We start from the raw sequence: 1,472 nt of genomic DNA, 5'->3' as shown, positions 1-1,472 counted from the left end.
CGGGTTTTGCACGCGTTGTTACCGATAATGCTACTTTTGCATACATCTGTGATGTTTTTATTTTAGCCGTGTTTAGAAAAAAAGGACTATCAAAATGGTTGATGCAAACTATTGTTAATCACCCGGAACTGCAGGGATTAAGGCGATGGTCGTTAGCTACTGCAGATGCCCATGGGTTATATAGTCAATTTGGGTTTAGCCAGATTTCGAAACCCGAAAATTGGATGGAAATATTTACACCATATATTAAACCTCAACAATTAGTTTAAGGACCGGAAAGTTAAAATGAACATCAAAAAACTGATTTTTGAGGGAGAAGGCGTTACGCTCGACTTTAAAAAAACAATTACCAGCTGCGAAAAAATAGCCCGTACAATGGTATCCTTTGCCAACAACAAAGGCGGTAAACTATTGATTGGTGTTTTGGATGATGGCACTATTAAAGGTGTAAAATCTGAGGACGAGGAACGTTATATGATCACCAGGGCGGCTCATATGTTTATACGACCGGCTCTTGAGCCTATATTTGAAGAGATTTACGTTGATGACAAATTGGTACTTGTTGTTGATACCTTGCCAAGTGATTTGAAACCACATTACGCTCTCGCCGATGACGGCAAATGGTGGGCCTATGTAAGGGTGAAGGATAAAAGTGTGTTAGCCAGTAAAATTGTTTTAGAAGTACTTAAGCGTTCATCCAACGATCAGGGTGTATTGATTGAGTATTCTGATAATGAAAAAACCTTGTTAAGCTACCTTGCAAAAACTAATCGAATTACAATAAAAGAGTGCAGTGAACTATTAAAAATGGGACGTAGACGCACTCAACGTATCTTGGTTGATTTGATCCTTTCGGGTTTAATCCGGATCAATACAACCGAAAAGGAAGAGTATTATACGGCCTGTTAGTTGCTGTTTTCTCCACCCTAATTATTACTTTTACGGCCCTGCACAAAAGTGATGAAAGCCGTTTACCAAAAATATAAACCTTACTATACCGAAAGCTTAAAGCTTGCAATTCCGGTAGTAATATCAAATGCAGGCCATACCGCTGTTCAGATATCTGATACAATTATTGTAGGTCATTTTGCCGGCACAATATCATTGGCGGCCGTTTCCACTGTAAATAGTCTTTTCATGATGCCCTTGGTTATTGGCATGGGTATTTCATATGGGCTTACTCCGTTAATTGCCCAAAATAACGGACGTAAGGATTATAAAGAATGTGGCCGTTTGTTATCAAACAGCCTGCTGTTAAATGTATTGAGCGGCATTGTTTTATTTTGCGGTATCTATTTTGGCACAATGCTTTTAATCAACCATCTGGACCAATCGCCAATGGTTGTAAAAGAGGCCAAACCTTATTTGTTGTTACTAAGCTTATCACTTATCCCACTCCTGATATTTAACACCTTTAAACAATTTGCCGAAGGGCTGGGGTTTACAATGCAGGCAATGATCATATCTATAGC

Annotated in this window: 3 protein-coding genes; all 3 read left to right on the top strand. The window is 38.9% G+C overall.

What is annotated here, in order from left to right:
* Nucleotides 1–269 (top strand): GNAT family N-acetyltransferase (locus tag AC1DPZ_RS27110; protein ID WP_477409370.1); only part of this gene is annotated, 269 nt, incomplete at its 5' end.
* A gap of 16 nt (nucleotides 270–285) precedes the next feature.
* Nucleotides 286–909 (top strand): AlbA family DNA-binding domain-containing protein, encoded by a 624-nt coding sequence (locus AC1DPZ_RS27105; RefSeq protein WP_477409368.1) that lies wholly within the window; start codon nucleotides 286–288, stop codon nucleotides 907–909.
* Between the two features lie 51 nt (nucleotides 910–960).
* On the top strand, nucleotides 961–1,472 hold a 512-nt coding region (locus AC1DPZ_RS27100; RefSeq protein ID WP_477409366.1), incomplete at its 3' end, for an MATE family efflux transporter.

The sequence above is a fragment of the Mucilaginibacter sp. P4_G9 genome (genome assembly GCF_056400985.1).
Note: the sequence above shows the minus strand (reverse complement) of the source record. Positions and strands in the feature narration are given on the sequence as shown.

Bases quoted from the DNA above. Each gene is read 5' to 3' on its own strand.
- AC1DPZ_RS27105 (WP_477409368.1), top strand. From the start codon at position 286: ATGAACATCAAAAAACTGATTTTTGAGGGAGAAGGCGTTACGCTCGAC.